The organism is Pseudoalteromonas sp. KAN5 (genome assembly GCF_022846535.1).
Classification (GTDB): Bacteria; Pseudomonadota; Gammaproteobacteria; order Enterobacterales; family Alteromonadaceae; genus Pseudoalteromonas; species Pseudoalteromonas haloplanktis.
The window spans coordinates 1,703,877-1,728,299 of record NZ_AP025589.1; the positions used below are offsets into that span (position 1 = coordinate 1,703,877).

Annotated in this window: 15 protein-coding genes; 7 read left to right on the plus strand and 8 right to left on the minus strand. The window is 40.8% G+C overall.

The window, feature by feature from the left end:
* Nucleotides 1-106 precede the first annotated feature (106 nt).
* The 3 genes from KAN5_RS07440 to KAN5_RS07450 all read right to left on the minus strand — a co-directional run bounded on the left by KAN5_RS07440 (nt 107) and on the right by KAN5_RS07450 (nt 4,883).
* Nucleotides 107-1,093, minus strand: coding sequence for an SMP-30/gluconolactonase/LRE family protein (locus KAN5_RS07440; RefSeq protein WP_244390842.1), 987 nt, complete (start codon nt 1,091-1,093; stop codon nt 107-109).
* Entirely contained in the window at nt 1,083-3,404 is a 2,322-nt protein-coding gene (locus tag KAN5_RS07445) for an agarase (RefSeq protein WP_244390843.1), read from the minus strand. Before KAN5_RS07445 ends, KAN5_RS07440 begins: the two co-directional genes overlap by 11 nt.
* A 141-nt stretch (nt 3,405-3,545) precedes the next feature.
* Nucleotides 3,546-4,883, minus strand: coding sequence for an RICIN domain-containing protein (locus KAN5_RS07450; protein WP_244390844.1), 1,338 nt, complete (start codon nt 4,881-4,883; stop codon nt 3,546-3,548).
* A 594-nt stretch (nt 4,884-5,477) separates the two neighbouring features.
* On the opposite strand from KAN5_RS07450, the gene nirB reads away from it, so the two are divergent.
* The 4 genes from nirB (at nt 5,478) to KAN5_RS07470 (ending at nt 10,824) form a co-directional block, all read left to right on the plus strand.
* Nucleotides 5,478-8,048 (plus strand): nitrite reductase large subunit NirB, encoded by a 2,571-nt coding sequence (gene nirB / locus KAN5_RS07455; RefSeq protein WP_244390845.1) that lies wholly within the window; start codon nt 5,478-5,480, stop codon nt 8,046-8,048.
* Nucleotides 8,035-8,382: a nitrite reductase small subunit NirD gene (gene nirD / locus KAN5_RS07460; RefSeq protein WP_016709215.1), complete on the plus strand. Its 348-nt coding sequence runs from the start codon at nt 8,035-8,037 to the stop codon at nt 8,380-8,382. The genes nirB and nirD overlap by 14 nt, the downstream gene beginning before the upstream one ends.
* A gap of 23 nt (nt 8,383-8,405) precedes the next feature.
* Nucleotides 8,406-9,269, plus strand: a complete 864-nt coding sequence (cobA, locus tag KAN5_RS07465) for a uroporphyrinogen-III C-methyltransferase (RefSeq protein ID WP_016709214.1) — start codon at nt 8,406-8,408, stop codon at nt 9,267-9,269.
* A gap of 283 nt (nt 9,270-9,552) precedes the next feature.
* Complete coding sequence (locus KAN5_RS07470; RefSeq protein WP_244390846.1) at nt 9,553-10,824, plus strand: nitrate- and nitrite sensing domain-containing protein; 1,272 nt, start codon at nt 9,553-9,555, stop codon at nt 10,822-10,824.
* Nucleotides 10,825-10,875: 51 nt separating this feature from the next.
* On the opposite strand, the gene KAN5_RS07475 is transcribed toward KAN5_RS07470, so the two are convergent.
* From KAN5_RS07475 to gltB, 5 genes are all read right to left on the minus strand, one after another.
* Complete coding sequence (locus tag KAN5_RS07475) at nt 10,876-11,559, minus strand: response regulator (RefSeq protein ID WP_244390847.1); 684 nt, start codon at nt 11,557-11,559, stop codon at nt 10,876-10,878.
* A gap of 12 nt (nt 11,560-11,571) precedes the next feature.
* Complete coding sequence (locus tag KAN5_RS07480) at nt 11,572-11,769, minus strand: hypothetical protein (RefSeq protein WP_016709211.1); 198 nt, start codon at nt 11,767-11,769, stop codon at nt 11,572-11,574.
* Between the two features lie 110 nt (nt 11,770-11,879).
* Nucleotides 11,880-14,060 carry a tetratricopeptide repeat protein gene (locus KAN5_RS07485; RefSeq protein ID WP_244390848.1) on the minus strand — a complete coding sequence of 727 codons (2,181 nt, stop codon included), beginning with the start codon at nt 14,058-14,060 and terminating at the stop codon, nt 11,880-11,882.
* A 385-nt stretch (nt 14,061-14,445) separates the two neighbouring features.
* A complete protein-coding gene (locus KAN5_RS07490; RefSeq protein ID WP_016709208.1) occupies nt 14,446-15,861 on the minus strand; it encodes an FAD-dependent oxidoreductase in 1,416 nt (471 codons plus the stop codon).
* 9 nt (nt 15,862-15,870) lie between these two features.
* Entirely contained in the window at nt 15,871-20,328 is a 4,458-nt protein-coding gene (gene gltB / locus KAN5_RS07495; protein WP_016709207.1) for a glutamate synthase large subunit, read from the minus strand.
* Nucleotides 20,329-21,110: 782 nt separating this feature from the next.
* Here gltB and KAN5_RS07500 point away from each other — a divergent pair.
* From KAN5_RS07500 to KAN5_RS07510, 3 genes are read left to right on the plus strand one after another with little or no spacing between them, the layout of a single operon-like run.
* Entirely contained in the window at nt 21,111-22,364 is a 1,254-nt protein-coding gene (locus tag KAN5_RS07500; protein ID WP_244390849.1) for an HlyD family efflux transporter periplasmic adaptor subunit, read from the plus strand.
* 27 nt (nt 22,365-22,391) lie between these two features.
* Nucleotides 22,392-23,102 (plus strand): ABC transporter ATP-binding protein, encoded by a 711-nt coding sequence (locus KAN5_RS07505; RefSeq protein WP_016709205.1) that lies wholly within the window; start codon nt 22,392-22,394, stop codon nt 23,100-23,102.
* Nucleotides 23,103-23,105: 3 nt separating this feature from the next.
* A complete protein-coding gene (locus tag KAN5_RS07510) occupies nt 23,106-24,419 on the plus strand; it encodes an ABC transporter permease (protein ID WP_016709204.1) in 1,314 nt (437 codons plus the stop codon).
* The last annotated feature ends 4 nt before the right edge of the window (nt 24,420-24,423 follow it).

The following is a 24,423-nucleotide window of genomic DNA, read 5'->3' on the forward strand; positions in this document are numbered from 1 at the left end:
AGGTAATATAGTTAATAAAATGAAAATAACTTTGCCGCAGACGTGCAGCTAAGAGTGGACTAGCAAGTTAAGCTGCAACCGCTTAACTTGCTAGTGATCTAAACGATTATTGAAGATCAGTGTTTAAAGAAAATGACAATAAATGTGTATGAGCGGTTATATACACACGGTTTTTTTGGGCATTAAATGCTAAGTTTGCGCTGATGGTAGGCAATGATACTTTGGCTAATAGCTGAGCGTTTTCATCAAACAACCAAAGCCCACCAGGCCCTGTTGCAAATATAATCCCACTGGGATGAATTTTTAATCCATCCGGTAGACCATGGCTGTTATCTGCCACTGCCGGCAATTGATAAAATAACGCTTTATTTTTAACAGTGCCATCTTGGTTTAATTGATATCGATACCAAGCGGGTTTATCAGGATTTGATGCCGCCACATACAGTGTTTTTTCATCCCCAGACAACGCAACCCCATTTGGGTAAATTAATTGCTTATCAAGCACATTAAGTTGGCCTTTTGCATTCAATGAATATACCCCTTGGAAGCTTAGCTCTTTAGCGGGATCATCAAGCTGCTTAGCCAGTCCATAAGGGGGATCACTAAAAAATAGAGTACCTTGCTGATTAAAAATACCATCGTTTGGGCTGTTGAGCTGTTGCCCTTGATAACGACTCACTAATTCGCGATAGTTTGTTTTAGGATCATTAACCGACGATGCCATAGTGACAATTTTTCGTGAGCGTGATTGTAATAACACCAACTCATTGTCGTTATTCAGGACTAGGCCATTTGAGTAACCGCTATCGGCTAAATAAAGGTGCACACCTTGCTCAGGCTGATAGCGATAGACTCGGTGGGTGGGAATATCTGAAAACAACAAATACCCGCCCTCTTCAACCCATACGGGCCCTTCAAGCCACTCAAAGCCGGTAGCCAGTGTTTCGATTGGTGCATCTAAATTTAAAACCTGCAACGCCCTGTTATCGTAGATTTCATACGGGCCTTGTTTTATCACTGGCTCTGCATCTACAGCGGTGCTAATAAGCACAGCTGTAAGCACTACCCAAGCCTGAATATAACTAGTTAGCATTATTTGTATACCTGCGTTGATAAAGTTGCTGATTAACTTCTTTAGCAGCATTAACAAGGGGCATGTAAGGAATATCTGCCACATTAACAAAGCCAACGTTATAATTTTCGCCATCATAGGCACGCCCTGTTAATGGCGAATCTATATATTGAAACCAATGCGCCCCGACAAAATATGGATTATCGATCACGCTATACATATATTGTTGGTATTTAACACCGCGGTCGTGTTGCGACTCGGCATGAATAAGCCCTGGGTTTAATAGCCCAGAATCTAACGCCCCATTATGAAATTCACCAATAATGCTTGGCTTATCAATGTCTGCTAAAAAGTGCCAAAAATCATCATTGAGCCCTTCTCGGTAGTAGTTATAGCTAACCACATCAGCATGAGCAGCTGCTGCGTTACGAATTTCTGGCGTCATGCCCCAGTCAGCAAAACGAGCTCCCATATAGAGATGGTTTGGTAAGTGTTTTGCTGTTGCTTGCTCTACCACGGCAAAATATTGGTTAGCATAATGAAATAGCATAGTGGAAAAATCAGCTTCGACTTGCTTGTTGATATTTTTGACTGTAATGCCACTAGAAAACTCATGCCACGATGCAATATTGCTGTTCCAGCTAGCATTCAAAGCAGCTATATCTTGGTACTTATCTTTCATCAGTTTTACGAATTCAGCTTTAGTAGGGCTTTGTGTTTCGTCTACAGATAATGTGTTGATCACTAATCCATATTGCGAATTAACTGAGCCCATCATGCCCCAGCTTTTTTCATTATCAATAAAAACACCAACACACCATGGACTATTGTTCACTTGCGCTGCCACGGTTGCTAAGGTGATATCCGCGCGCTTAATAAAAACAGGATCAAATGGATCAGGTAACGGGCTCCAGTAATCATTACCACTACTTACTGTTTTAAAATCACCGATGATCCAAGCATTGGCAAAGTAAGGGAGTCGGTTTTGCTGATAGTAATCATCATCAAGCCAGTTACCAAAAGAGGTGAATCCCCACGACAACATACGATCTGTCGTGGTATCGCGCCATTTTTTCATTAATGCTTGCTCATCACGTGTTTGGTATTTGCGTTGTAAGTTTGCTCGATAAAAACTAAATGTTTCACCTTTTTTAACTGCCCCACTATGCACTTCACGGCGATAACCATAATTGTCGGCAAGAGGATCATCACTGTCAGGTAACCAATTAAACATGTTAGCGCGCAGCTCTGAGCTGATATAACGTGATGGCCACGCAGCTTTTGGTGCCGTATTTAAGCCGATTGAATCCTCAGGAGTCAGATCACCCGCCGCCCTTTGCTTAATGTACTTTTGGTCAAAGTCGTAACCTGTAATTGTGGTGGTATTCGCTAAGCGTACATTGGCAATACCAGTCGAAAAGAACAAGTATCCTTGCGGGTCAACTAAACTCCATTTACCTTGGTACTTTTCGGTTCTGAAGTAGCCGGTTGCTTCAAGTTTTGGTCCCGCTTGCCAACCACTAAACGTTGAGCGCCCCTCAACAGGTGACTTTTTCAGTTGTCTTTGCTCTTGCGCTGAGATTGCAAGTAATTGCTCTGTGGATGAAACTTTGTTGCTAAAATCACGCTTGGCATTTTGGCCAAACTCATCCACCAAGCCTACTAGGTATTCGGTGTCAAAGTTGGTTGGCTTTATTAGCCTTACATTATCGATTAGTAATTGCTTATCCGCTAACAAGCCTTTTGTGCCAAACGTCACCTTGGTTACTTTACTAACATCAATGTTCTTTTCACCCCCTCGGTACAATACCGGGGTATAACTACTATGCCAACTAGGCGGGTTGGAGCGTATACCCGACTCTGTATTTAAATCGGCCCCTTTTAACTCAATATAATAAGTATTATTTGATTCAGCTGGCACCACTACACTGCGACTTTGTGCTCTACCATTATCATCCACTGTTTTTATATATAACTGGGTAGACGCCTTATCAGGGTTTTCTATATCAAGTGCAAAAGCAAAGTTGCCTAACGCTTGCCAATTCCACGTTGAGCTATTTACAAATTCAATATCGCTTTCGTGATGAGTTTTGGCTGCAAATATAACCTGTAACTTATGATTACCTTGCTGTTCAATTAGCTTAGTCGTGGCATTGTGATGCTGTAAAAAAGACTGGTATTCAGGTTTTTCGAAATCCCACAGCATGTGCTCTTTTTTTGTTGTGTCGACTGCGGGCGTGTTTTCTTCGAGTTGATTATTAGTACAACCTGACAACATAGTGCCTAGCAGTAGTACTGATGAGATATAAACATTCTTGTGTGTTTTTTTCATAGCAAGCCTATTCTTTTATTATGAAAGAACCGCTTTTGCAATAAAAGCGGTTAGGTACTATGTAGAATAATTACACAACACAAAGTAAAATAACAATTAATTGTTAACAATTTTACATTTGTAAAAAATATATGCTGCTTTTTACTCAATCAGCTGAAAACGTTGATTATCGCCGTTATAACACTGCCACTGCACAACTGACGCGCCATTGGTTTGTAATTTACCTGCTATATCAATACATTTATTACTTAAGCTTGATCTAAGCTCAAAGTAGCCATCTCCTGTATTGTTCAGTGTAAAACGTTGATTGGCTTTTGTGTGATCACACACCCACTGTTCAACCCCAGCACCATTTGAGGTACTTGAATTTGCAATTTGCATACACAAGCCAGTTAATTGTGAACTGATAGCATATTCGTTATTTGCGAGTTCAACGAGCTCAAATGCTTGGTTCTCGTTATTAGAATTACAATTCCATTGCTGATAAGTACTGCCGTTATTCATTGCACCGTTTTTAATATCGATACACTTTTGACTGTGTTTTGCTTTAATTTGCGCGCCACTAGTAACAGTGCTTGTATTTGCTGCATTAACGGGTTTATACACGCGCACCCAATCAACGTACATTTTATTTTTACTGTCATCGGCTAGGTCTGCATCAGTTGCAATATTACCCGCTTCTGAGCGCCAATCATGATCTTCAGTATCAATAATAATATAAGCAGATTGATCCATATTATGTGTGTTCTTATTTAACGTAGCCCCAGTGTAGTCTTTGTCTTTCATGACTACTTGTGCCCAAGAACCATCTGGCGTTTGCTGGCCATCAATATAAAATGTGACATCTGTTGGACTTTTCCAATACACACCAAAGCGATGAAAGCCTTCTCGCCAGTATGTTCCCCAGCTTGGCGTATTATGGGTTTGGTCATTATAATCACTGATTATTTGATTTGTTTGTTGATCGCGAATAAAAACATGGAAGTTCGTCGACATATTTCTAGCAAACCATTCATCACGCGCACCACCGTATACTTCTAGTACATCAATTTCGCGTTCATCATTATCGCTTAGCAACCAAAAATTTGAAGATAACTCTAGGTTACTCACCTTAATACTGGCTTCTAAAAATATTGGGAAAGTGACTTTAGTTTTTGAAGTGATCACCCCTGCATTGACTTGATCAGTACCTGCACGACGTGAAGCACTAATAATTAAATTACCATCCGAGACCCAAGACTCATCACGTTGCCAATAGGTCAAGCCTGGACCTGTCCAGCTATTAAAGTAGGTATCGTTCCATTTACTGGTAAATGCCGCCGGCTTCCCTGTGTAATTAAAAGAGTCTGAGTAGGCTTCTTGTAACTGCCAGACTTTACCATTGTCAGGCGCGACTGGTAGTGGAATTGCATCCCAATCGTTGGCCATTAAATTTGTAGATGTTAAAACACAGCCGATCAACAAAAGGTTATTTTTCATTTTTGCCTCTTAAAAGTTAGATGTTGTCATTTTGGTCACACAATGTGACCAATACAGACTAGTACAAATAAAAAACAAAATAAACACTTTGTTAACAAAAAACCATTAACATTAATCAATTGTTGGTACTCATGCTTTAACAGTGTGCAGTGTAAATAAGTTAACTCCATAGTAATACAGGTAATCGCACAAGACTTGTTGTTGCATTTAATACAACCTTCTGAACACCTGTAAGAATGAGCTCTTGCAGCTGTATTTACATAACTGGTTAAAACATAAAGATTGAATCTATTAATAGCCACGTCAGTTATTACGTTGCTGGCAGGACCATTATTTAGCGCAACTGCACCCTTTCAGTGCCCAGCTTGCACCAGCAATAAACGTTTCAGTGATCAGCTGATAAAGAAAAAACACAAAATTTATAAAAAACATTAAGTTATAAATATGGCAATAATATTGCTTAGTTAGACACATAACAATAAAACTGCTTTTGCAGTAATGGCAACGAAGCCCGCGCACACTAACCGAAAGGTTTACTGTGTCGGGCTTTTTTTATTGCCAAAATTTAAACCGTCAGCTTGAAGGAAAAGACAAATGCCACAGAAAATTCTCGTTATTGGCAATGGCATGGTGGGGCACCATTTTGTTGAGCAAATGCGTAGTTACGATGAACATGCGCAGATCACGGTATTATGTGGTGAAGCTAACCTTGCCTACGATCGGGTCTATTTATCCAGTGTTTTTAATGGTAAAACAGCCGCCGATTTAGCGTTAACAACCCATGAAAACTACCAAAATCTTAATATTACTGTCCATACTAGCCAGTGGGTAGAACACATTGATGTGACGCAAAAGCAGCTCGTAACAGCTGATGGCACACACTTCGATTATGATAAATTAGTTTTGGCAACTGGCTCATACCCTTTTGTGCCGCCCATTAAAGGTAATGACCAATCTCACTGTTTAGTATACCGCACCCTTGAAGACTTAGAAAAAATCAAAGCCTGTGCTAATGATAGCAAAGTAGGTGTGGTGATTGGTGGCGGTTTACTTGGATTAGAAGCTGCAAATGCGTTAAAACAATTAGGCTTAGATACGCATGTAGTTGAGTTTGCACCGCAATTAATGGCGGTACAACTTGACCAACAAGGCGGTAAATTACTAAGAAATAAAATTGCAGAACTCGGTGTTAGTGTACACACAGGTAAAGCTACCAGTGAAATTGTAGCTGGTGAGCAATGTCGTTACCGCTTAAATTTTGCAGATGGCAGCCACTTAGAAACCGATTTAGTGCTGTTCTCTGCAGGTATTCGCCCATACGATAACCTAGGTAATAAAGCTGGACTTACTTTAGGTGAGCGCGGCGGGATCGTAATTAATAATGCATGTCAAACATCAGATAAAGATATTTTTGCGATTGGTGAATGTGCGCTATGGGATAAGAAATTATTTGGTTTAGTCGCCCCTGGCTACAATATGGCACGAGTTGCAGCAAGTCAGCTGTCAGGTGGCGACCTTCAATTTAACGGCGCCGATATGAGCACTAAGCTTAAATTGTTGGGTGTTGAAGTAGGCTCAATTGGTGATGCCCATGGTATAACCGCTAATGCGAAAGAATTGATATATCAAGATCCAATTCGTGATTGCTATAAAAAAATAGTCCTCAACGAAGCTGGTGATAAGTTACTAGGCGCAGTGTTAGTAGGTGACACCAGCGATTATGACACGTTATTACAGTACATGCTCAATGATATGACGCTGCCTGAACACCCAGAGTGCCTTATTTTACCAGATAGCGCAGGTGCCCCAACACTCTCAAGCAGTGCGTTACCCGATTCCGCAACGATCTGTTCATGTCACAATGTCTGTAAAAGTGACATCATCACCGCCATCGATAATGGCGCAAACGAACTTAGCGCAGTAAAAACTTGTACTAAAGCAAGCACTGGTTGTGGTGGCTGTACCGCACTACTTAAATCGGTTGTGGATGCCGAACTTGCAGAGCGTGGTGTTGAAGTAAATAACCATCTGTGCGAACACTTTGCTTATTCTCGTCAAGAGCTATTACACCTTGTAAAAGTAGAGAAAATAAAAACATTTGCTGAGTTGCTTAAACGCCATGGTGAAGGCCATGGTTGTGAGATCTGTAAGCCTGCTGTGGGGTCAATTTTAGCATCAACATGGAATGACTATATCTTAGAGGAGCAGCATGTTGGCTTACAAGATACTAACGATACTTATTTAGCTAATATGCAAAAAGATGGTTCTTATTCCGTTGTGCCACGAATCGCTGGCGGTGAAGTAACGGCTGATAAGCTGATAGTACTTGGTGAAGTTGCTAAAGAGTTTAACTTATATTGTAAAGTGACAGGTGGGCAACGTATTGATTTATTTGGTGCGCGTCTTGAACAATTGCCAGTAATTTGGGAAAAACTGATAGCCGCAGGGTTTGAAACCGGCCACGCTTACGGTAAATCATTGCGTACTGTAAAATCCTGTGTCGGTAGCACTTGGTGTCGCTATGGTGTGCAAGACAGTGTTGGCCAAGCCATTGCAATTGAAGATCGCTATAAAGGTCTACGCTCGCCACATAAAATAAAAATGGCCGTATCAGGCTGTACCCGTGAATGTGCTGAAGCGCAAAGCAAAGATATTGGTATTATTGCCACCGAAAATGGTTGGAACCTTTATGTATGTGGTAATGGCGGTATGCGTCCACGCCACGCAGACTTATTTGCGACCGATTTAGACACACCCACTTTGATTGCCTATATCGACCGTATTTTAATGTTTTACGTTAATACTGCAGACAAGCTACAACGTACGTCTGTATGGCTTGAAAACCTCGACGGCGGATTAGATTACCTACGCCAAGTTGTAATTGAAGACAGCTTAGGTATTTGTGCTGAACTTGAGCAACAAATGGCGTATATCACTGACACCTATGCATGTGAGTGGCTACGTACCATTGAAGATCCAAATGCAGTTAAGCGTTTCCGTCAATTCGTCAATAGCCCGGATGCCGATGAAAATATTGTGTTTGTTCAAGAACGCAATCAGATCCGCCCCGCGACTGAAGCTGAGAAAAGCACACTTAAATATACGCAGCAACGCCCAATCGCAGTAACAGAAATTACACAGGAGCAAGAAGATGTCTTGGTATAATATTGGTACATTAAATGATTTAGTATTAAATAGTGGTATCTGCGCACAAGTTAATAATCAACAAGTTGCCGTATTTTATATTCCTGATGATGAGCAATCAGTTTTTGCTATTAGTAACTTTGACCCCATCGGCAAAGCAAATGTGTTAGCGAGGGGAATTGTTGGCTCACTACAAAAGAACTTAGTAGTCGCTTCGCCATTGTATAAACAGCATTTTTGCCTAAAAACCGGTCAATGCTTAGAAGCAGAAACAATTCGGGTACCTGTCTATCAAACTAAAGTAGAGCAGGATCAAGTATTTATTAGCTGTCAACCGGTGTTGGCAGCCAGTTAAGCCTGTTAAAAAGTGAGATAATTATGAGTGTATTTTCATACTTTTCAAGCATAGAAAATAACTGGCTTGATAACATTTTTACCCGCAATACTGCAAGCCAAAGTCGTAAAGGTAAAACGGGACACGTGTACTTAATTGGCGCCGGCCCTGGCGATCCTGAGCTTATTACCGTCAAGGCACAGCGAATCTTAGAAACTGCCGATGTCGTCTTATATGATTGGTTGGTAGCCGATGAACTGATCACCTCACTGCCTGCCAGCTGTAAACGCGTATTTGTTGGTAAACGTGCTGGTAAACACTCAATGACACAGCCGCAAATTTGCCAACAACTCGTTAAATATGCGCAACAAGGCTTAACCGTAGTGCGCTTAAAAGGGGGCGATCCGAGTATTTTTGCACGTAGCTGTGAAGAAGCTGACGCACTGCAACAGGCTGCAATCAAGTTTGCGATTATACCGGGTGTCACTACCGCATGTGCAACCTCTGCTTATACCGGAATTCCACTAACTAAGCGTAATGTTGCGGCCAGTATTACCTTTATGACGGCCCAATTTAGCGACCCTAAAAAGCAACCTAACTGGCAAAAATACCGTTATATACCCAATGGCGATAATTCCACATTAGTCGTATATATGGGATTAAATAGATTAGAGCAGTTAGTCTCTGGGCTTATTGCTGTTGGTTGGCCAAAAGACACCCCTATTGCACTGATTGAACAAGCAACCACCTTAGAGCAACGAGTGAATACTTCAACATTGGATAAAGCCTATAAGATCCCCTCTTCAGAAGCGATCCACGGCCCTACACTAATTATTATCGGTGAGGTAATTGATCACACTATGCCAATTAGCCCTGAGTTACTTAATGTTACAGCCTATGGAGTTTAACAACCAATAAACACTAATCATACGCGCGCTTGCTCTCAACCTACGGGAGTAAAATACTGAGCAAGCGCACTTTCTGTAAGCATCGTTGCAGTGCATTCTTTGCACCAAAATACATCATTTTAGTCTAGCGGCTCAATTTAGCATCATTCAACCCCTTGCAACAAAACTATAAGAGCATGTTATTAAACAGTTTTAATTTAAACTTTGGTAAATTTCGGGTTTGTTTTTAACTGGAATGAAGGTTGCTACTGTCAGCATAAATAACAACACAAAAAAACTATTTATGGCTCACAATAATTCGCTCACTAAAAAATTTCTATTAGCCGCTAAATACGAAGAGATCCACGCGCTAGAACAGTTACAAAAAAGTTGTTACAACCTAATAAAGCTCGGTCAATTTGTCCATCAGCTACAAAAAGAGCGAGCAATGAGTAATATTTATCTCGCCTCAAACAGAACGCTCTTTGCACAACAACTACAACAACAAATAAAACACTCCGATATTTTACAACACGCTTTATTTGAATCACTCGCGCAAACTTATTTATGTACCAAACCCGGCGTAGGTAATAGCCGCCTATATAATTTAATAACTATCAGCCTGCAATCGCTGGACACACTGCATTCCTTACGTGACAAAGTTGCCAAACAAGCGCTCAGTGCTAGCCAGTCAACACAGTCTTTTACGCAAATAATCACCAGCTTATTAAATGTCTTTTTAGAAACCGCTGATGGCGCCAGTGATCCGGTGATCACCCGCATCTTAGTTGCTTATTTTAACTTTATACAAGGTAAAGAGTATGCCGGCCAAGAACGTGCTTATGGGGCAATGGCGTTTGCCAGTAATAAGTTTGATGCTGAACAAAAAGCACTATTAAGTCATTTTCAACAAAACCAACAAACCAGCTTTGATTTTTTTCGTCAATATGCGGATGAGCAACTTACTCTAAGCTACAAGCTTCTACTACAGGATGAGTCAAGCCAAGAAATAGAAAAACTACGCACTATGCTGCACCAGTTAGATCCAAGCAAGAATCAAGAATTGTCACAGCTTAGTGAAGTCTGGTTTGACATAGCAACCGCCAGAATTGATATTATGCATCAAATAGAACAACAAATTTCTAAGCGTTTAATATCGGCAGCAAAAGAGCGGATAGTTGAAGCGAAGCAAAGTTTAGATACCCATCAAGGCACGCTAGCTATTCTTACTAAGGACAGTCCCGATTTCAGTGTGCTCACCACAGCTACACTTTTATCAGCTGAGTTAAATAGCTTTGCAAATACCAATGTAGCAGCACAGAAACTCGCAGCAAATAAAACCATGTACGATTTAATTGCCGAACAAAGTCAGCATATAAAACAAATAAATAATGCACTTAGCGAAGCCAGAAAAGTTATCAATGAGCAAAAAACCATTAACCAAGCTAAATTCATACTTATTGAACAATTAAAATTGACCGAGGCCCAAGCACATAAAAAATTACAAAAACAAGCTATGGATAACCATGTCAGTTTACATCAAGTTGCAGAGCAAATAATTACGCTAGTGGATTAGCCAAAGACAGTACAATTAGCGATTGGTCACATATAGTTCAGGTATTTTCGCTTAGCTTATTTGCTGCTTATCAAAACGATAGCCAGCTCCATATACAGAGCCGACTATCTTAGGAGAGAAGTTTAAATTTTTTATTTTTTTACGAATATTTTTTATATGGCTATCAATTACGCGATCTGCAATATCAAAATTACTTGGCTGTAAGTGCTCCAGAATATGTTGTCTAGAAAAAACACGATTCGGTGCATGATACAAAAGTGAGAAGAGATCAAATTCAACTTTAGTGAGAATTAACTGTTGCCCTTTAATTCTCACTGTCAAGTTATCTGTATTTACTTCGATGAGTTCTTCCATATGTACTTGCGATTCATGTGCACTACAACGGCGCAAAATCGCTTTCACACGCATTACTAACTCAGCGCCACTAAAGGGCTTACAAACATAATCATCCGCCCCTAGTTCCAGTCCCCTCAGACGATCGGCTTCTGCAACTTTAGCTGTTACCATAATAATAGGCACCATCGAAAACTGTCTAATTTGTTTTAAGCACTCGACCCCATCTTGGTTTGGCAACATAACATCCATAATGATAGTGTCTGGTGTATTTAACTTAACCCAAGCTACAACAGAAGCGCCATCCATAATGTGAGTTGTTTTAAACCCAGACGCTTTAAAAAATAATATTACTTGATGTGCGATATCGGCATCATCTTCGACTATCAAAACGTGTTGCATGTAAAAGCCCATTTATTTTTGTTGTAACATTTTTAACTGTTTTTTTATTGAGAACTTCAAAGTAGATGATAATGTTTCGTCGAGTAATAACATAGCCAAAATCTCTGGTATATCGTCACTGCTGGAGATCTCTGAAAGCAAATCATGATCACATGGGCTTATCAGCTCTATAAAACTGAGTTGTGGTGAGATAGCTTGTGTAAAAGACATAGTGTGTGCCTTATCCATTTTATATTTACACCAAATACCATTTGGTACTGGGCTTTAATGGTGCTATTAAAGCTCAACAATATGGAGGAAATATGGATAATCACTATCATTTACAGTAATTTGCTCTTTTCAACTGGCAGTAATATTGTAATTGCAAGCCCACCAAATTCACTGGCTTGCGCATTAATTTGCCCACCGTGTAAAGACACTATTTTGTGGCTAATGGCCAAGCCCAGTCCTGAACCACCTAAATCACGACTCCTTGATTTATCGCAACGGTATAATCGCTCAAAAATATTAACGAAGTCCGCTTCAGAAACACCAGGGCTTGAGTCACTTAAACATAACTTTAAATAGCCACTTTCTATTTGCGAAGTAAACATCACCTTACCTGGGGTATCTGTATAATTCACTGTATTACGCGCCAGATTATGAATAACTTGATTTAATCTATCACTGTCAAGCTCAATAGTAATTGTTTTATCAATACTAACGTGTTGACTAAACTCTAGCCCCGCAGCTGTGACTAGCGTTGCAATATCATCAGCAAAGTGACTTACCAGCTCATACGCATTGTATTTTTTTGTGTGTAATACAAAGCTACCACTGTCTGATTGCGCAAGTTCATAAATATCGGTAATGAGCTGATTCAAGCGGTCTAATCTTTGATGTAAAATCTTGTAAGTCGTATCTGGGTTTTCAACTAAATTATGCTCTAATGACTCTATATTTAATTTTAAAACAGTTAACGGTGTGCGTAATTCATGCGACACATCTGCCAATAATTGTTCCTTAAGTTGTATCGAATTATTGAGCACTTGTGCTTCTTTTTCGCTCATTTTCTTTTTCTGTTGATAAAGAATGTAAGTAACCACCAACCCAATCAACATTATTAATGCGATAGTACCTATTATGAGTAGATATTGTTGATTTTTAATCTCGTTGATCTTGTGTTGATTTTTAATCTCAGCGAGCTCAATTTGAGTAGTTTGATATTGCGTTTGAGCTGCATAACCTAAAGCTTTGGACTTAGCATCCTGTTCGAGTTGCTCTTCTAGCATAGTATAGGACTGCTGCTTCATGGCAAAAGCATCAGCAAACTTATTGAGCTCACTATATGCTTGAGATAATAAGTTGAACTTCATCATTTGTACTTCAAAAGTGGATTCGTTTGTCGATATGCCCTCTAAAACTTTAACCGCTCGCTGCTGCTCCTGTGTACCAAGTAAAGCCTTTGCATATAAAAGTGAAAACTCTTGATGTAACGCTTTATCTTCCACAGCATCCAAGCTAGCCATGACACTTTTGAATAAGTTAATCGCTGTTGCATACTGATGTTTAAGTAATTGGAGTTCAGCTTGATTACCTTTTACCCAAGCTATATTTCTCGGGCTATCCAGTTCTGTAAATAAATCCAAAGCGTGTTGTAAATAACTTGGCGCTTCGTCATAGCGCTTGAGTGCCATAAGTTGACGGCTGATCTGAACTAAATCATAACCCGCGTAGTTAAACATTTGATTTTCTAGATCATACTGATAGGCTTTTTTATACGCATCTAAACTTTTTTCGTGCTCTTTTAACGTCGCATAGCTATCACCAATACTATAATGTAACTGCGCATACCAAGTATTTGGGTTTTCAGCTTGTGTAGTAACATAAGCTAATAATTCTAACTGCAGTTTTAGTGCTTTTTCTGGTAGTTTTAAATCATTATAAATACCTGCTTCAGCATTAAAAGCGGCCATTGTAACTGGCGTATTATCAGCCAGCTTTGCGGCTTCTTTGGCTTTTTCAACAGCGATCAGTGCCTCGCTAAATTGACCGTTCGCTTTAAGTGAAAATGAGTAAAAACGGAGGGTGTGGCTGAGCATACGGTAGTCTTTTGTTAACTCAAACATCGCAATCGCATTTTTAAAGTGATTCTGAGCAGAATTAAACTGCCCTAAATTAATCGCTAAATCGCCTCTCGTAATATACAACTTGCCACGATACTCGTTACTATCATAGCTTTTCAATAGCGCTTCTAATTTGTCTAAATCACGCTCGACTTCATCAAATTGTCCTAATTTATTATTCGCTAGAGCAACTTTGTGTAGTACATATGCACGCTGTTCTTCAGTCAATGATTCTGCTAAAAGCGCTTTCCCCTGAGTTACTGTATCTGTTTTCTTTTGTTGTTGCTCTATCCCTTGCACAAAACGCTCAAACGCTGCAGTGCCTAAAGGATCCGCCCAAGAGTGAAAAGAAAGTGAGAGTATTACCAATAAGAAGACGATTAATAGATGCTGCATTATTTTTATTCTAATTTTAAGTGATGCGAATTAATGCAAAATACAATGCTTTTACACTATATCCAGCCATTTATTATTCTTAATTTTACACTTATTGATTATATTAAACAGATAAAAGTAGCTGACATTATTTCATGATTAATAAGGGATTAATACCAATCGACTTAAATATTTAACCATTCTAGCGGGCTAAATAAAGCGCTAACTGCGTTATAAATTTTTCAAGTAGAACAACTACATGTCAAAATTTATGCCTTGTTATCACTCCATTTATCTGTCGCTATAAATGGTCAGTAACTTAACACGATTGGTATAAAGCTATTACTGAAGCCATAAAAAAAGCAAGCCAATTGGCTTGCTTTTTACATTTATAAACATGAAAGAATTAGACTTTTAAGTAGTCCATGATCCCTTCCGCGGCGTTACGCCCTTCAAAGATTGCGGTTACCACTAGATCAGAGCCACGCACAATATCACCGCCAGCAAAGATTTTAGGGTTGGTTGTTTGATGTGTAAACTCACCTTGCTCTGGTGCGTTAATTCCGCCCCAGTGGTTAATCTCTACATCATATTTTTCTAACCAGTCCATTTTGTGTGGTTTGAAACCAAATGCCATAAGTACTTGGTCGGCTTCAATGATATGCTCAGAGCCCGCAACTATCTCAGCACGACTACGGCCGTTTTCATCTGGCTCACCCATTTGGGTTTTAACCATTTTTACGCCCGCAACATGGCCAGCATCATTTAATACGATACCGGTTGGCTGCACGTTAAAGGTAAATTCAACACCTTCTTCTTTGGCGTTTTTAACTTCACGTTTAGAGCCTGGCATGTTTTCTTCATCACGACGATACGCACAAGTTACTTTAGTGGCACCTTGACGAATTGAGGTCCGGACGCAGTCCATCGCGGTATCACCACCACCGAGTACAACTACCTTTTGGTTTGCCATATCAATATAAGCTTGATTTGACTCGTCATAGCCCATTACGCGGTTTGTGTTACCGATTAAAAACGGTAATGCATCATGAACACCTGGTGCATCTTCGTTTTCAAGGCCCGCACGCATACTTTGATAAGTCCCCACTCCCAAAAATACTGCGTCGTATTCTGCCAATATTTCATCCATCGTAATATCAACACCCACTTCAGTATTAAGTTTAAACTCAACACCCATTTCAGTGAAAATTTCACGACGTTTTTGCATTACTTCTTTTTCAAGTTTGAATGATGGAATACCAAAGGTTAATAGACCACCAATTTCCGGGTGACGATCAAATACCACAGGTTTTACACCATTGCGTACCAAAATATCAGCACAACCTAGGCCCGCAGGCCCTGCACCAATAATGGCGACTTTTTTGTCTGTCCATACCACATAAGACATATCAGGCTTCCAGCCCATTTTAAATGCTGTATCGGTGATGTATTTTTCAATATTACCAATCGTTACTGCACCAAACTCTTCGTCTAATGTACATGAACCTTCACATAAACGGTCTTGCGGACAGACACGGCCACACACTTCAGGCAAGCTGTTCGTTCTATGTGATAACTCCGCCGCTTCAAGGATACGGCCAGTACGAATCAACTTTAACCACTGTGGGATATAGTTATGTACTGGGCATTTCCATTCACAATATGGGTTACCACAATCAAGACAACGATCCGCTTGCGAGTTTACTTGATTCTCTGAAAAGGGTTCGTAAATTTCAACAAATGACTTTTTACGTGCTGAAATCGGCTTTTTGCGGGGATCAACCCGCTGCACGTCTATAAATTGATATACATTCTCGCTCATACTACCCCCTTACTGTGCTTGAACACGAAGTTCAGCACTACTGCGAGCGCGATGCCCGAGTAAACTTTTTACATCACTTGATTTTGGCTTAACTAATTTGAATTTTGGTAAATAGCTTTCAAACTTAGCTAAAATGCTTTCTGCACGGCTTGAACCTGTAAGTTCTAAGTGCTCAGCAATAAGCCCACGTAGGTGCTCTTGGTGTGACGCTAACTCATCTAATAACACCACTTCAACTAACTCTGGATTAATGCGTTTTTCAAAATCATTGCGCTCATCCAAAATGTAGGCAAAACCACCAGTCATACCTGCACCAAAGTTCACACCGACATTACCCAGCACACACACTACGCCGCCAGTCATGTATTCACAGCCATTATCACCAACACCTTCAACAACTGCTTGTACGCCTGAGTTACGAACAGCAAAGCGCTCACCCGCACAACCTGCAGCAAATAATTTGCCGCCAGTTGCACCATATAAACAAGTATTACCTGCGATGGTTGCTTTATGGCTCTTAAATGATGAACCCAATGGTGGGCGGATCACCAACTTGCCACCAGCCATGCCTTTACCAACGTAATCGTTCGCATCACCAACAAGGGTCATTTCAAGACCACCAGCATTCCATACTCCGAATGATTGCCCTGCTGTACCATGTAGTTCAATTGATACAGGATCTGCGGCCATGCCTTGGTTACCATGCTTATCAGCAATATAGCCAGAGAGCATTGCGCCCACTGAGCGGTCGGTATTACAAATACGGCTCACCAGTGAGATACCACTACTTTCATCAATTGCTTGCTGTGCTTTAGCTAATAACGTTTCGTTTAACTTACCTAAGTAATGCGACGAATTTGGCGCGCTGCAATACAAGGTTTCACCCGTTGGATTATTTGGCTGAGCAATCACTGACGATAAGTCAATTTTTTGCTGCTTAGCCGTTTTGCCTTCAATGGCTTCAAGTAAATCAAGACGACCAATTAAGTCGGTTAATCGAGCTACACCTAAGCTTGCCATGATCTCACGTGCTTCTTGAGCGATGAACTTAAAGTAGTTCATCGCCATCTCAGGAAGACCATGATAGTGCTTCTGACGTAATGTATCGTCTTGTGTTGCAACACCGGTTGCACAGTTATTTAAATGACAGATACGTAGATATTTACAGCCAAGTGCCACCATAGGTCCGGTACCAAAACCAAAGCTTTCAGCACCTAAAATCGCCGCTTTTATGATATCGAGACCGGTTTTTAAACCACCGTCTGTTTGCAAGCGAATACGATGGCGTAAGCCGTTTTCAACCAGTGCTTGCTGTGTTTCAGCAAGGCCAAGTTCCCACGGACTACCTGCGTATTTAACAGAGGTTAATGGGCTTGCACCTGTACCACCGTCATAGCCTGAAATCGTAATTAGATCGGCATAGGCTTTAGCAACACCGGTTGCGATTGTACCTACACCAGGCTCTGAAACCAGTTTCACTGAGATCAACGCTTTAGGATTAACTTGTTTTAAATCGAAAATTAGCTGAGCTAAATCTTCAATCGAATAAATATCGTGATGCGGTGGTGGTGAAATCAAGGTTACACCCGGTACCGAATAACGCAGCTTGGCAATATACGGCGTGACTTTTTCACCCGGTAATTGGCCGCCTTCTCCCGGTTTTGCACCTTGCGCTACTTTGATTTGAATTACGTCTGCACTACGAAGGTAATGCGGAGTTACACCGAATCGACCCGACGCAACTTGCTTGATACGCGAGTTTTTCTCAGTACCATAGCGTAGTTTATCTTCACCACCCTCACCGGAGTTTGAGCAACCGCCTAAACGGTTCATCGCAATTGCTAGTGCTTCGTGCGCCTCTGGTGATAATGCACCAATACTCATTGCTGCAGAGTCAAAACGCTTATATAGCTCAGTTGCAGGTTCAACGTCATCAATGCTGATACCTTCCGCGGGCAGTTTCAGTGCTAACATGTCACGCAATGTAGCGATTGGGCGTTTATTAACCAAATCAGCATATACGCTGTAATCACTGTATTCACCTGAGCGAACTGCTTTTTGCAGTGTTTGAATAACATCAGGGTTATACGCGTGATATTCACCACCGTGAACATATTTTAATAACCCGCCATGGCTCAGTAATTTACGCTTACTAAAAGCCAAGGTATGTAGCTTACGCTGGTCGTCATCAAAATCGGTAAAGCATGCGCCTTTAATACGGCTTGCAACACCATTAAAGCAGGTATCAACAATCGCATCAGATAAACCAACCGCCTCAAATAACATTGAACAACGATACGATGCCACGGTACTAATACCCATTTTTGACATGATCTTGTACAAGCCTTTATTGATGGCATTACGATAAGCAAGCGTAACTTCACAATAGCTTTTGTTAATCACTTTTGAATCACTCATTGCAACCAGTGATTCATAAGCTAAGTATGGGTAAATTGCTGTTGCACCGAAGCCAATTAAGACGGCAAATTGATGCGCATCACGCACACTACCGGTTTCAATAATGATGTTTGATTCACAACGTAAGTTATTATCAACAAGGCGTTTTTGTACAGCACCTACCGCCATAGCAGCAGGAATTGGTAATCTATCTTCGCTAAAGTTACGGTCGCTTAGAAACAGCATGACACAGCCACCAGCGGCTTTTTCTTGTGCTTCATCACAAATACGGGTTACCGCATCTGCCAAACCTTCTTCTTTACTGTACGTGATATCAATTTTACAGTAGCTGTAGTGCGCTTGGTCAGCACTAAGTAACTGTTGCATATCAGCATACATTAAAATTGGCGTATCAAACTGTAGGCGTTTTGCGTGGCCCGTAGTCTCATTAAATACGTTTTGTTCACTACCAATACACGTCGCTAATGACATAACATGGTTTTCACGTAGTGGGTCGATTGGTGGATTCGTTACTTGCGCAAACTTTTGGCGGAAGTAATCAAACAACGAGCGATTGCCCTCAGAAAGCACTGCAAATGGCGTATCATCACCCATTGAGCCTGTGGCTTCTTGGCCAATTTCACCCATTACACGAATAACGCTATCAAGCTCTTCATTAGTGTAACCAAACATTTTTTGGTATTTAAGCAATGTTTCATTATCAAATGAACGGTTGCCTGCATCTTGCTCTGATAACTGTTCAAATGGGGTTAAACGTTTAACATTGGCCTCAAGCCATGCTTTATAAGGATGGCGTGATTTTAAATCTTGGTCAATTTCATCTGAATGCCAAATTTTACCTTGTTGAGTATCAATAACTAATAACTCACCAGGACCCACACGGCCTTTTTCAACGACTTCATCAGCGGTGTAATCCCAAATACCCACCTCTGATGCTAATGTAATAAAACCATCTTGAGTGATCACATAACGCGCAGGACGTAAACCATTACGGTCTAAGTTACACGCTGCAAAGCGACCATCTGACATAACAATGCCCGCTGGACCATCCCAAGGCTCCATGTGCATTGAGTTAAAATCATAAAACGCGCGTAGGTCATCATCCATAGCACGGTTTTTCTGCCATGCAGGCGGCACAAGCATACGCATAGCGCGGAATAAATCCATGCCACCGGCTAAAAATAGCTCAAGCATATTATCAAGACTTGATGAATCCGAACCGGTTTCATTTACAAAAGGCGCGGCAGATTGTAAATCTGGAATAAGCGGCGATGCGAATTTATAAGAGCGCGCGCGTGCCCACTGACGGTTACCTTGAATTGTGTTGATCTCACCATTGTGCGCTAAATAACGGAACGGTTGAGCCAAAGGCCAACGTGGTTGCGTATTAGTTGAGAAACGTTGGTGGAAAACACATATTGCACTAGTCATGCGGATATCTGCTAAATCTAAGTAGAAGTTAGGCAGATCCACAGGCATCATTAAGCCTTTGTAGATAGTCACAAGACCCGATAAGCTAGCAATGTAAAAGCCTTCATCGCTGCTCAAACGTTTTTCAGCACGACGACGCGCAACATACAAGCGACGTTCTAAATCTTTTGGACGCCAGCCTTCAGGTGCATTTACAAAAATTTGCTCAAAACCTGGCAATTGCTTTTTCGCAATAGGTCCTAGGCACGATGGATCTGTAGGTACAACACGCCAACCTTGAATATTGAGGGTTTCTTTTTCGAGTTCTTCACTCAATATATCTTTTGCTGTTTGCGCAAGTACTGGATCTGAATTTAAGAAAATCATACCTACGGCATAATTTTTACCCAAGTGCCAATTATTCTCGCTGGCGATTGCACGAAAAAAGCTATCTGGTTTTTGTAATAATAAACCACAGCCATCGCCTGTTTTACCGTCGGCAGAAATACCACCACGGTGTTCCATACGGTCTAAGCCCGTGATCGCTGTACGAATTAAGCGATGACTTGCTTGACCATTGACTTGGGCAATTAAGCCAAAGCCACAATTATCTTTTTCTAATTTTGAGTCGTATAACATAGACCCCTCCCCTTGCTACAACAGCTAGCTATGAATGACCTTTTTGACGGTGTGCTAGCAGACAGTCAAAACTATCGCCAATTATACATAGAGTCAATAGCATTTTGAATACATATTCACATTCTTGAATATTTCTCACTACAAAACAATCTTTTTATTTCATCTTAATTTTTAACAATTAGCGGTAATTCAGCCATTATTTTTTTATGACACTGGTGTCATATTTAACAAGTTGTAAAAAAGCCCCCACAGCAATGCTGCAGTTTACGTCAACGTAAACACACTCAAAAGTGAATATTTATTCATTAAACTGCGTTATGTGCATTTTATCTATATTGTTATTTATTATCGTTTTCTGTATGCGTGAATCGTTATCCACAATCAACTTAGAGTAAAAGCTTAAACTAACTTGTTTTTAATCCCCGTTGAGAATTAGCAAAGTAATGCATAACTATCAATAAAAATAAGCATAATTGCATAAATTACCCATTCCAGTTTTATGTAATCAATGAGTCGCTTTCCCTAAACGGAAAGCGATTGAGAATAACTGTCCGCCGCGGACACTTGATCTGTCCACGGACACATTTATTTCTCGATAAAAACATAAGTAATTGAAAAATAATGAATTGATTATTGGCACGATATTCGAATAAACAGTACAAGTTAATTACAGGACACTCTTTATGTTTATTCTCAGTCTATTTTTAGTTTCACCTATCACTGTATTTGCAGTGACTTTGATGATCACTTATTTCGAAGATAAACATATTTAAGGATCACCCATGATAAAAGATACCAGTGCACAAGATACTAGCGTGACACCTAAACGCAGTTATAAAAAGCCCATCACCCTTGTTGTACTAACACTGGCCATTATTGCTTTGTGTGCCCAAGCGTTTATGGGTAGTAACTCAGGCAGTATTTCTGTTGATCGGGCTTCATTACAGATCGCAACAGTTAATATGAGCCGTCTAGTTCGTGATGTTGCTGCCAGCGGTAAAATTGTCGCTGCAACCGCCCCTAAAGTGTATAGCCCACAACGTGGCTACGTTGATTTACTGGTAAAAGCTGGGGATCAAGTTAACCAAGGTGATACTATCGCGCTAGTCGAAAGCCCAGAATTGACCAACGAATTAAAACAACAACTATCTGTATTAGCACGTCTTGATGGCGAGTTACAGCGTAAGCATTTAGAAGCGCGTCGCCAAAAACTTAGCCTAACAAAGACATTAGATCTTGCCCAAGTAGAACTTAATGCAGCAGACAGAGAAAACCGCCGTGCTAAGCTTTCTATCGAAAAAAACTTGATCAGCCAGATTGATTTAGAAAAAGCAGTCGATGACCTCGCTCGTGCCAAACTTTCTTATAAACACGCTCAACAAGAAGTGACACTTGCAAAAGATACCCTTGCATTTGAGCTCAAAGCAGCAGAGCGTGATCTTGCTCGTCAACAATTGATTGTGGATGACTTAAACCGCCAAGTTAGCAACTTAACAATTAAAGCCAGCGTCAACGGTATTGTTGGTAACTTACTGGTGCAACAAAAAGAAGCTGTAACGCAAAGTCAACCTTTGATGACTTTGGTTGATTTAAGTAACTTTGAAGCACAACTGCAAGTACCTGAAAGTTATGCCAATGAGCTAGGACTCGGAATGGAAGTTGAGCTAACACTTGGGGCAAAAAAAGTGACCGGTGTGTTATCGGCAATTTCACCTGAAGTTAATAATCGTGAAGTGACCACTCGAGTGCGCTTTGATAAAGAGCTCGAAGGTATTCGCCAAAACCAACGCTTAACGGCACGGATTTTATTAGAAAACCGTGATGACGTATTGCAAGTAAAACGCGGGGCATTCATGCAGCAAGGTGGTACACAAGCTTACAAAGTCATCGGCGATACCGCGCAACTGGTAAAAATCACAACCGGTGCAAGCAGTATCAACGCAATAGAATTGCTACAAGGTGTCAGCCCCGGTGATCAACTGATCATATCCAGTTACGACAACTTTAAACAAGCACCAACATTATTACTTAGATAAGAACAACTATATTACAAGGAGCAACTCATGCTTAAGATGAATAACATCAGCAAGCTGTACCAAACAGAAATGGTACAAACTCATGCATTACGTGACTTTAATTTACACGTAGAAGAAGGCGAGTTCATTGCAGTAACCGGTCCTAGCGGCTCAGGAAAAACCACCTTTTTAAACATCGCAGGTATGTTAGAGCCTTTTAGTAGTGGTCAATATCTACTTGATGGCATTGATGTCGGTAAACTCAATGACAATCAACGCGCCGACGTTCGTAACCAAAAAATTGGCTTTATTTTCCAAGGTTTTAACCTTATTCCTGATTTAAATTTATACGAGAATATTGAAGTACCACTGCGCTATAGAGGCATTAAAGCCAATGAGCGTAAACGCCGCATAGAGCAATGTTTAGAGCAGGTAGGTTTAGCCTCACGTGCCAAGCACTTGCCGCAGCAATTATCAGGTGGTCAACAACAACGAGTCGCGATTGCTCGCGCCCTTGCTGGTAAGCCGCGCTTTTTACTTGCCGATGAACCAACCGGTAACCTCGACAGCCTAATGGCCCGTCAAGTGATGGAGTTACTTGAGCAAATTAATCGTGACGGCGCGACCATCATTATGGTGACCCATGATCCAGAACTTGCACGTCGCGCACCGCGTAACATTCAGGTAGTCGATGGGCAACTAGCCGACTTTACCTTATACCAAGGGGCACAAACCCTTAAAAATGTGGCTGGGGTGTAACTTATGCTATTACATTACCTCGATTTAAGTTGGCGTAGTTTTAAGCGCACCCCGTTAGTGAGCTTTTTAATGGTGCTGGCGATTGCCATCGGGATTGGTGTAACCATGACCAGTTTAAGCGTTTATCACATGATGTCGGCGGATCCTATTCCACATAAAAGCAGTCAACTGTTTAGTGTGCAACTGCAAATAATGGATGACGGTCATACGTGGTGGACAGACGACAATCTCCCCATGCAACTGACCTATCAAGATGCTACCAATTTATATCGTGCTAATACTGAAGGTAAACGTTTAAGTATGCTACGCAGTGGCTTTTCTGTGTACACCGACTCAGACACTGTTAAGCCTTTTAGTAAAAGTGCACGAATGACTACCCCTGAATTTTTTGAGATGTTTCAACTTGAGTTCTTGTACGGTAATAAGTGGTCACAACAGCAAGAAGAAAACGCCGCCCCTGTCGTAGTAATAAGTGAAGAACTGAATGAAAGACTATTCGCTGGTAAAAACTCTGTCGGCAAGATTCTTTACCTTGATAACGAAAGTTATGAAGTCATCGGCGTCACAAAAAGTTGGCCATTAGTGGTTAAATACTACGATTTAAATAATGGCGTTTTTAACGAACCTGAAAGCATGTTCTTACCATTTAGCCTTGTAGAAGCAAGAGAATTTGGCAACTGGGGGAACACCAATGGCTGGAAACATGAAGACGTTAGAAGCTTTAAAGCTAAGTTACAATCAGAAATGGTGTGGGTTCAATTTTGGGTAGAACTAAACGATGCACAACAAAAGCAAGAATACGAAAACTTTTTAATGGCTTACATGGAAGAACAACAAAAGCATGGCCGTTTCAATCGTAAAGAGCTTACTTATAGCTTACGAGATGTTAACCAATGGATGCAGTACAACAAAGTCGTCAGTGAAGACAACAAAATCTTAGTTGCCTTGAGCTTCATGTTTTTAGCTGTTTGTTTAGCTAATATCCTTGGCTTACTATTAGCTAAATTTTTGCGCAGAGCACCAGAGGTAGGTGTCCGCCGTGCACTAGGTGCCAGTAAACGACAAGTCTTTTTACAACACCTTGTTGAAGTGGCTATGCTTGGTTGTTTTGGTGGCTTAGTCGGTATAGTACTTGCTCAATTAGGGCTCTGGGGTGTTCGTCAAAGCTATGATTACTATTCAGCAATCGCCACAATGGATTTCACCATGTTACTCAGTGCACCTGTTATTGCAATTACAACATGTATTGTAGCGGGGCTTTACCCTGCGTGGTTAGTCTGTAAAACCAACCCGACAATTTACCTCAAGAGCCAATAGGAGC

Excerpts from the sequence above, each read along its gene's own strand:
- KAN5_RS07450 (WP_244390844.1), bottom strand. The coding sequence starts at position 4,883 with ATGAAAAATAACCTTTTGTTGATCGGCTGTGTTTTAACATCTACAAAT.
- KAN5_RS07485 (WP_244390848.1), bottom strand. The coding sequence starts at position 14,060 with ATGCAGCATCTATTAATCGTCTTCTTATTGGTAATACTCTCACTTTCT.
- KAN5_RS07475 (WP_244390847.1), bottom strand. The coding sequence starts at position 11,559 with ATGCAACACGTTTTGATAGTCGAAGATGATGCCGATATCGCACATCAA.
- KAN5_RS07500 (WP_244390849.1), top strand. The coding sequence starts at position 21,111 with ATGATAAAAGATACCAGTGCACAAGATACTAGCGTGACACCTAAACGC.
- KAN5_RS07505 (WP_016709205.1), top strand. The coding sequence starts at position 22,392 with ATGCTTAAGATGAATAACATCAGCAAGCTGTACCAAACAGAAATGGTA.
- KAN5_RS07490 (WP_016709208.1), bottom strand. The coding sequence starts at position 15,861 with ATGAGCGAGAATGTATATCAATTTATAGACGTGCAGCGGGTTGATCCC.
- KAN5_RS07510 (WP_016709204.1), top strand. The coding sequence starts at position 23,106 with ATGCTATTACATTACCTCGATTTAAGTTGGCGTAGTTTTAAGCGCACC.
- KAN5_RS07440 (WP_244390842.1), bottom strand. The coding sequence starts at position 1,093 with ATGCTAACTAGTTATATTCAGGCTTGGGTAGTGCTTACAGCTGTGCTT.
- KAN5_RS07470 (WP_244390846.1), top strand. The coding sequence starts at position 9,553 with ATGGCTCACAATAATTCGCTCACTAAAAAATTTCTATTAGCCGCTAAA.
- gltB (WP_016709207.1), bottom strand. The coding sequence starts at position 20,328 with ATGTTATACGACTCAAAATTAGAAAAAGATAATTGTGGCTTTGGCTTA.
- KAN5_RS07480 (WP_016709211.1), bottom strand. The coding sequence starts at position 11,769 with ATGTCTTTTACACAAGCTATCTCACCACAACTCAGTTTTATAGAGCTG.
- cobA (WP_016709214.1), top strand. The coding sequence starts at position 8,406 with ATGAGTGTATTTTCATACTTTTCAAGCATAGAAAATAACTGGCTTGAT.
- KAN5_RS07445 (WP_244390843.1), bottom strand. The coding sequence starts at position 3,404 with ATGAAAAAAACACACAAGAATGTTTATATCTCATCAGTACTACTGCTA.
- nirB (WP_244390845.1), top strand. The coding sequence starts at position 5,478 with ATGCCACAGAAAATTCTCGTTATTGGCAATGGCATGGTGGGGCACCAT.
- nirD (WP_016709215.1), top strand. The coding sequence starts at position 8,035 with ATGTCTTGGTATAATATTGGTACATTAAATGATTTAGTATTAAATAGT.